6 protein-coding genes are annotated in these 7,032 nt (G+C 72.5%); 2 read left to right on the top strand and 4 right to left on the bottom strand.

Annotation, left to right across the window (positions count from 1 at the left end):
- Nucleotides 1-218, bottom strand: a 218-nt coding sequence (locus tag AOK24_RS49775) for a hypothetical protein (RefSeq protein ID WP_206191252.1), incomplete at its 3' end; no start/stop codon positions are given.
- 967 nt (nucleotides 219-1,185) lie between these two features.
- Between AOK24_RS49775 and AOK24_RS22735 the strand changes: the two genes are divergently transcribed.
- A complete protein-coding gene (locus tag AOK24_RS22735; protein WP_055721917.1) occupies nucleotides 1,186-1,548 on the top strand; it encodes a hypothetical protein in 363 nt (120 codons plus the stop codon).
- A gap of 286 nt (nucleotides 1,549-1,834) precedes the next feature.
- On the opposite strand, the gene AOK24_RS22730 is transcribed toward AOK24_RS22735, so the two are convergent.
- The gene (locus tag AOK24_RS22730) at nucleotides 1,835-3,019 is read right to left on the bottom strand and encodes an alcohol dehydrogenase catalytic domain-containing protein (RefSeq protein ID WP_055721916.1); all 1,185 of its coding nucleotides are present in this window, start codon (nucleotides 3,017-3,019) and stop codon (nucleotides 1,835-1,837) included.
- Nucleotides 3,019-3,354 carry a CBS domain-containing protein gene (locus tag AOK24_RS22725; RefSeq protein ID WP_055721915.1) on the bottom strand — a complete coding sequence of 112 codons (336 nt, stop codon included), beginning with the start codon at nucleotides 3,352-3,354 and terminating at the stop codon, nucleotides 3,019-3,021. Before AOK24_RS22725 ends, AOK24_RS22730 begins: the two co-directional genes overlap by 1 nt.
- Nucleotides 3,355-3,847: 493 nt before the next feature.
- On the opposite strand from AOK24_RS22725, the gene AOK24_RS22720 reads away from it, so the two are divergent.
- Nucleotides 3,848-6,229: a molybdopterin oxidoreductase family protein gene (locus tag AOK24_RS22720; protein WP_055721914.1), complete on the top strand. Its 2,382-nt coding sequence runs from the start codon at nucleotides 3,848-3,850 to the stop codon at nucleotides 6,227-6,229.
- Between the two features lie 5 nt (nucleotides 6,230-6,234).
- Here AOK24_RS22720 and AOK24_RS22715 read toward each other — a convergent pair whose 3' ends face one another.
- Nucleotides 6,235-6,789, bottom strand: a complete 555-nt coding sequence (locus tag AOK24_RS22715; RefSeq protein WP_055721913.1) for a cysteine hydrolase family protein — start codon at nucleotides 6,787-6,789, stop codon at nucleotides 6,235-6,237.
- Nucleotides 6,790-7,032: the final 243 nt, after the last annotated feature.

The raw sequence follows: 7,032 nt of genomic DNA, 5'->3' as shown, positions 1-7,032 counted from the left end.
GTGGTGAGGGGGAGGGGGCTGGTGCGCGTACCTGGCTGAGGCTTGTCGCTCGTCCCCGCGAACGTCGCACCGTTCACGGGGACGGCCATGCGCGAGGGACACCCCGGCCGCCGGTCGGGGTCCACCAGGACGGAACGCAGCGTCCGTGACGATCCGTCATGTTCTGTTGGCTCGGGTTCAACCGTCCCGCCGGTGCAGAGGTCCAGGTCATGGGCCATGACGAGACCTCTTGGCAGGACGTGCTGGAACGGGCCTGCGCTCGATCCGCCCGGCATCTGGGCCGGGGACGCCACATGGTGCGGTACGCCGGCACCGGCCGTCGCGTCCCTACCGGTCGCCTCGACGTCCACCGCGCCAGGCTGCAACGGCGTTTCGGGGAGACCTGAGGTGCCGTCACCGTCAGGGAACCGTGCGAGGAACTCGCTGCCCAGGGGGGAGCCGGCGCCCTGCACCAGCATCCGGCATCGCCGAGCGCGCGACAGATCACCGGTCGGCTCATCCGCTGCCCGTCCAGCCTCACCGAGGACGGACACCAGCACGTGAGCTGCACCGACCCGCCACCGGACGTCACGGTGATCTGTGCGGACGAGATCGGACCGGTCGTCCTACGGGCTTCTTTGCCCGCCCCCGGCTGGTCACCGGACGAGCATCGGATCAAGAACGAGCCGGACCACAGCCGCGATCCGGAGAAGAACCGGGTCCGCGGCGGCCTGTGCGTGCGCGACGGCATCGAGGCCACGATGACGAGGATGCCAACCCGTGACGGGAGGTCCACATCCGGGAAGCAGCCGGGATCGCGTGCACCGTGTTGATCGCGTCGGCGATCTCGGCACGACGGGCGTGCACGGTCACGTCGGTGCCCGCATCGGCCATGATCTTGGCGACGGGTGGTGTCCCAGGACCCGGCGGGGAACACTGCCGCGGGAACGGTCCTGGGGCACCGCGGGGCCCTTCCAAGGGGGGCGGGCCTGCCGCCGGAGCGGCGGTGCCGGGTGGGCAGGACTGCGCGACGGCCGGACAGGGCGGGCAGTTGGCGGGCGGATTCGGCGACGGCGGGTTCATCGGCGACTCGGCGATCGGACGGGGTGTCGATATCGGCTCCTTCCGCTCCGTCACTGGGCCGCGTCGCGACCGGGGGCCCGTCGCCGAACCGGCGACCGAAGAGACTGCCGTCAACCCCGACCGATGGTGCTGGCATCGGCGGCGAGGTGGCTCGACGTCACCCACCGGCACCTCGAACGCCACCCCGCCGGCGACCACTGGGAGTACCAGAGCGGCGACTGGCTCCTCACCCGACGGGAACAGGGAGCCTTCACCGCGCCCGAGGATGCCGTCCTCACCTCCGACGTCCTCGCCCCCGACCCCGCCGACCTGCATTTCGGCTTCCAGCTGAGCGTGCGCGGCCCGTTCCCCGGGCTCACGGCACTGCGCGCGCAGGTGGCCGAACGGATCGCGGGGGTCCCCTTGCTGACACACCGGCTCCGTCGGTGCGGGCGCGCCGTCGTCCTCGCAGCTGTGGGCTCTCTTCCGGGGCCCAGCCGACCATGACCCGGCGGGCGTGGCGGATGATGTGCCACGCCTTCCGTGCCGGCGGCACACCGGGGAGCCCTGCTTCTTCCCGGACGGTCGGACCGCGTCGGGGAACGCCCCTGCGTGATCAGCCGTGCCCGCACCTCAGACCCGGGCTCTCCCGCCCCGCACCGGCGGCGCCCGGCGCCACGCGGCCTGGCCGTGCGGGCAGTCGGCCGTAGGGAGGTCCGGGCCCGATGCCTGGCGTTGTCGGCCGCAGGGGCGTGGGTCGGCCCTCCTGCCGGGGACACCGATCCGAGCGCCGTCAGGGGTGGAACAGGACCTTGACCATGTTGTCGCGCTTCTTCTGGAAGTCCGCGTACGCCTGTGGGGCCTCGGCCAGGGGCAGGTGATGGGTGGCGAAGCCCTCGACGCCCAGCGGATCGCCATCGGTCAGCAGAGGCAGGAGGTCGTCGACCCAGCGGTGCACGTTGGCCTGGCCCATGCGCAGTTGGATCTGCTTGTCGAACATGGTCAGCAGCGGGAGCAGGTCGGCGGCGCCGCCGTAGACGCCGGAGAGGGAGATCGTGCCGCCGCGCCGTACGAGTTCGATGGCCAGGTGCAAGGCGCCCAGGCTGTCCACACCGGCCTTCTTCGTCAGCGCGGCGGCCAACGCGTCGGGGAGGAAGCCGGTGGCGGTCTGGGCGGTCCTGGCGACGGTGCCGCCGTGGGCCTCCATGCCCACGGCGTCGATCACCGCGTCCGGGCCCCGGCCGCCGGTCGCGTCGCGGACCACGTCGACGAGTTGGTCTCCGTACCGGCGCAGGTCGAAGACCTGCGCGCCGTGCCCGGCCGCCCGCGCCAGCCGTTCCGGAACGAGGTCGATGCCGATCACCTTGCCGGCCCCGCGGTGGGCGGCGACGCGGGTGCACATGTCGCCGATCGGTCCCAGGCCCAGAACGGCGACGCTCCCGCCGGCAGGGATGCCGGCGTAGGCGACCGCCTGCCACGCGGTCGGCAGGACGTCCGACAGGTACACGAAGCGGTCATCCGGCGGCCCTTCGGGAACCCGGATGGGGAGGGTGTCCGCGAACGGGACCCGTAGGTATTCCGCCTGGCCGCCGGGCACTTGCCCGTAGAGCTTGGTGTATCCGAACAGACTCGCGCCGCTGCCGTGCTCGTGGACCTGGGTGGTCTCGCACTGCGAGTGCAGGCCCTGTTCGCACATGAAGCACGTGCCGCACGAGACGTTGAACGGGACCACCACCCGGTCACCGGCCTTGAGCTCCCGGACTTCGGAGCCCACCTCGGCGACGACACCCATGGGTTCGTGCCCGAGGATGTCCCCGGCGTCCAGGAACGGGCCCAGCACCTCGTACAGGTGCAGGTCCGAGCCGCACAGGCCCGTCGTCGTCACCTTGATCACGCAGTCGGTGGGATCGGCGATCTGCGGGTCGGGGACATCTGTCACTTCGATCTTGCGTCGGCCTTGCCAGGTCACTGCTTTCATCACGCCTCCGAGGCGACACGTGCGCACGGGCTGCCTCCTGTCCGTTCGGCCGCCCGTGCCGGCGGTTTCAGCTGGAGAGGACTTCGAGGAGTTGGCCGGCCCTGAGGGTCGGGCAGGCGGTGGACCTTGTGCTCGGCCCTGGCCCGCATGGTCTGCGCGGCGTCGTCGTCCGCGCCGAGGGTGAGCGCCTCGCCCTGCGCGGAGTCGCCGGCCGTGCGGGCGGCGGGGTCCTTGCCGGCGCCGAGGTCTGTCGTCCTCTTCGCGGCATCCAGGATGCTGTCGGCGGTACCGGTGCAGGTGGCGTCCGGGGGCGTGATCTCGCGTGCGGTAGTCACGACGCGCCTCCCGAGCTCGGCTCGGCCGCACGGGCCAGTCCCGGCGACCTGCACCTGCGCGCCTGCCCTCCACCGGCCACTCCACGCCCCCGGCGCCCGCCCCATCCGGCAACGGACCCCTCCGAGGCCGGATGGCGGCGGCCGGGCCGGGGCAGCGTTCGATGCCGGTGGTGGGCTGGGCGGCCCGACCGGCTTGGACTCCGGGGAGCCGCGCCGGCGCAGGGAGCGGGGCAGGACGACCGTGGCCGCGCAGGAGCACGTGCGTGCCCGGAGGCCCGCGTCACGGTCGCGGTTGCAGAGCGCGGGGGACGGCGCCTTCTCCTTCCAGCCGATCGGCCGGCGCGGAAAGGGAGCTACCCGTCTCGGGCGCCTGCCCCGCGCCGTGCGCGGCCCGCGCCCGGCGCCGGGGGTGTCGGGTGATGCGCTGCGGGTAGGCGCCGTCCATCGACATGTTCGGCGGGCACGCCGCCGAAAGGGGTGCCAGGGAGCGGCTGTGAGGCGACATCCGGCGCATCTGTCCGCCGACCGGATCACCGATCCGTGGGGGGCCCGCACCCCCTACGGCCTGGGCGGCCCGTGGCCCGCCCGAACGGACTCCTGCCTCGCCGACGGCGTGGCGGAGCCGGACGTCGATACGTGGGTGCAGGCGGCCTCCCTCCTGCATTCCGACGGGGACGCGATGGACATCGCCGTCCGCCACGGCCGTATCGTCGGCGTCCGGGGCCGGCCCGGTGACCGCGTCAACCGGGGCCGGCTGGAGCCCAAGGACCTCTACACCTGGCAGGCCAACGCCTCCGCGGACCGGCTGACCCGCCCGCTCGTCCGCGAGGACGGACGCCTGGTCGAAGCCGACTGGCCCACGGCCATGAACCGCATCGTCTCCAGGTCGCGGAAGCTCATCGGTTCGCACGGCCCGAAGGCGCTCGCGTTCTACACCTCCGGCCAGCTGTTCCTGGAGGAGTACTACACCCTGGCCGTCCTCGCCCGCGCCGGGATCGGCACGCCGCACCTGGACGGCAACACCCGGCTGTGCACGGCGACGGCCGCTGAGGCGCTGAAGGAGTCCTTCGGCAGTGACGGACAGCCCGGCTCGTACGAGGACATCGACCACGCCGACGCGATCGCCCTGTTCGGGCACAACGTCGCCGAGACCCAGGCCGTGCAGTGGATGCGGATCCTGGACCGGCTCGGCGGCCCCGACCCGCCCCGGCTGCTGTGCGTCGACCCACGGCTGACCCCGGTGGCACGCCGGGCGACCGTGCACCTCGCACCCCGGCCCGGCACGAACGTGGCCCTGCTGAACGCCCTGCTGCACGAGGTCATCCGCCGCAACTGGACCGACCCCTCGTACATCGCCCGCTGCACCGTCGGCTACGACATGCTGCGCGCGCAGGTCGAGGCGTGCACGCCCCGTTGGGCCGCCGACGTCTGCGACGTACCGGCGGCGGCGATCGAGGAGGCCGCCGAACTGGTCGGCACCGCCGACCGGCTGCTGTCCACCGTCCTCCAGGGCTTCTACCAGGCCAACCAGGCAACGGCTGCGGCCGTGCAGGTCAACAACCTGCACCTGATCCGCGGCATGCTCGGCCGGCCCGGCGCGGGTGTACTGCAGATGAACGGGCAGCCCACCGCGGAGAACACGCGGGAATGCGGCGCCGACGGGGACCTGCCGGGATTCAGGAACTGGCAGAACGAGGACCACGTGGCCGACCTGGCGGAGGTGTGGAACGTGGCCCCCTCGGACATCCCGCACGACGGACCGCCCACCCACGCCATGGAGATCTTCGAGCTGGCCGAGCAGCACGAAGTACGGATGCTGTGGATCAGCGCCACCAACCCGGCGGTCTCCCTGCCCGAACTGGCCCGGGTCCGCGCGATCCTCGCCCAGGAAGACCTGTTCCTGGTGGTCCAGGACCTGTTCCTGACGGAGACCGCGCAGTTCGCCGACGTGGTGCTGCCGGCCGCGACCTGGGGCGAGAAGACCGGCACGTTCACCAACGCCGACCGCACCGTCCACCTCTGCGAGAAGGCCGTCGACCCACCTGGCGACGCCCGCCCGGACCTCGACATCTTCCTCGACTACGCCGCCCGCATGGGCTTCACGGACACGGACGGCGCCCCCCTGGTCCACTGGAGCACTCCCGAGGAGGCGTTCGAGGCGTGGAAGCGGTGCAGCGCCGGACGGCCCTGCGACTACACCGGCCTGAGCTACCACAAGCTCCGCGGCCCCAGCGGCATCCAGTGGCCCTGCACCGGCCGGGCGCCCGCCGGAACCGACCGGCTCTACGTGGACGGCGTGGACTGGGCGCACCCGGATCGGTGTGAGACGTACGGGAAGGACCTGGTGACGGGCGAGCCGCTGGGCGAGCAGTGGTACCGGTCCGTGAACCCGGAGGGGAAGGCCCTCATCAGGCCCGCCCCGTACGTCCCGCCGGAGGAGTGGCCCGATGAGGAGCACCCCTTCCAGCTGACCACCGGCCGCACCCTCTACCACTTCCATACCCGCACCAAGACCGGCCGGGTACCCGAGCTCGTGGCCGCGGCCCCGGACGTGTGGGTGGAGATCTCTGCCGTTGACGCCGCCCGCCTGCACCTGGCCCAGGGCGACCTCGTCGAGGTCACGACCCGCTGCGGGGCGCTGCGGGGCCGGCTGCGCACCGGCACGGTCCGACCGGGCGTCCTGTTCGTGCCCTTCCACTACGGCTACTGGGACGCTCCGGCCGGCCACGCCCCTGCCCCGGGGACCCCGGGGCGGGCGGCCAACGAGCTGATCGCCACCCGGTGGGACCCCGTCTCCAAACAGCCGCAGTTCAAGACCGCGGCGGCCTCCTTGACCCTCGTCGACCATGCCGACGGCCCGGGCCCGCGCCCGTGACACCGTTACTCCGAGCCGGGGTCCTGGAAGGTGATCTCGCCACTCGGGCGGAGTTCGGCCGCCATGTTGCGCTTCATCATCCGCAGCGCCGCGTCCGCAAGATCGGCGTCGATGTGGGCGACCGCGTCCAGGGCCACGACGACGTCGAGGTGGCGGATGTGGGCGTCCAGGGCCGAGTACAGCACGCACTGCTCGGTCACCTGCCCGCACAGCACCACCCGCCCGGTGCCGAGCCGACCCAGCAGGTAGGCCAGCGGGGTCTCGTAGAAGGCCGAGTGCCGCGCCTTGACGACGAACAGGGACTCCTCGTCCGGCGCGATCGGCTCCACCAGGTCGGCGCGGGGCCCGGCCAGGGCCGCCGCGAGGATCTCACCGTGCTGGGAGCGCCAGCGGCCGAAGTTGTCGTTCACGTAGATCACGGGCGCATCTGCGGAGCGGGCCCGCTCCAGAAGCACCCCGACGCCCGGCAGGGCCTTGCGGACGGAGTGCGCCAGCACCTCGGCGTCCTCGTGCTCGTAGGTGTTGAGCATGTCGATCACGATGAGTGCGGTCCGTCCCATGGCTCCCCATTCTCCCCTCCCTCACAACCCCCGCCGGCGGCACGGCAGGCCCGGCGACCGGGTCGTCGCGTGGGTGGACCGCACCACCTCAGGCAAGTCACCCAGCCGGTCGGCCCGTACAAGCCGACCACGGTGACCGTTGTGATGACCGGGCTCACCGGCGCCGGCTTCTTCCGCCGCGCCGGTATGGGCGATACCACGCTCGGCCTGGGCGGGAAGGACGAGGGCGTCGCCGGATGGTGG

It is taken from the genome of Streptomyces niveiscabiei (assembly GCF_001419795.1).
Taxonomy (GTDB): Bacteria; Actinomycetota; Actinomycetes; order Streptomycetales; family Streptomycetaceae; genus Streptomyces; species Streptomyces niveiscabiei.
Note: the sequence above shows the minus strand (reverse complement) of the source record. Positions and strands in the feature narration are given on the sequence as shown.

Excerpts from the sequence above, each read along its gene's own strand:
- AOK24_RS22730 (WP_055721916.1), bottom strand. The coding sequence starts at position 3,019 with ATGAAAGCAGTGACCTGGCAAGGCCGACGCAAGATCGAAGTGACAGAT.
- AOK24_RS22735 (WP_055721917.1), top strand. The coding sequence starts at position 1,186 with ATGGTGCTGGCATCGGCGGCGAGGTGGCTCGACGTCACCCACCGGCAC.
- AOK24_RS22715 (WP_055721913.1), bottom strand. The coding sequence starts at position 6,789 with ATGGGACGGACCGCACTCATCGTGATCGACATGCTCAACACCTACGAG.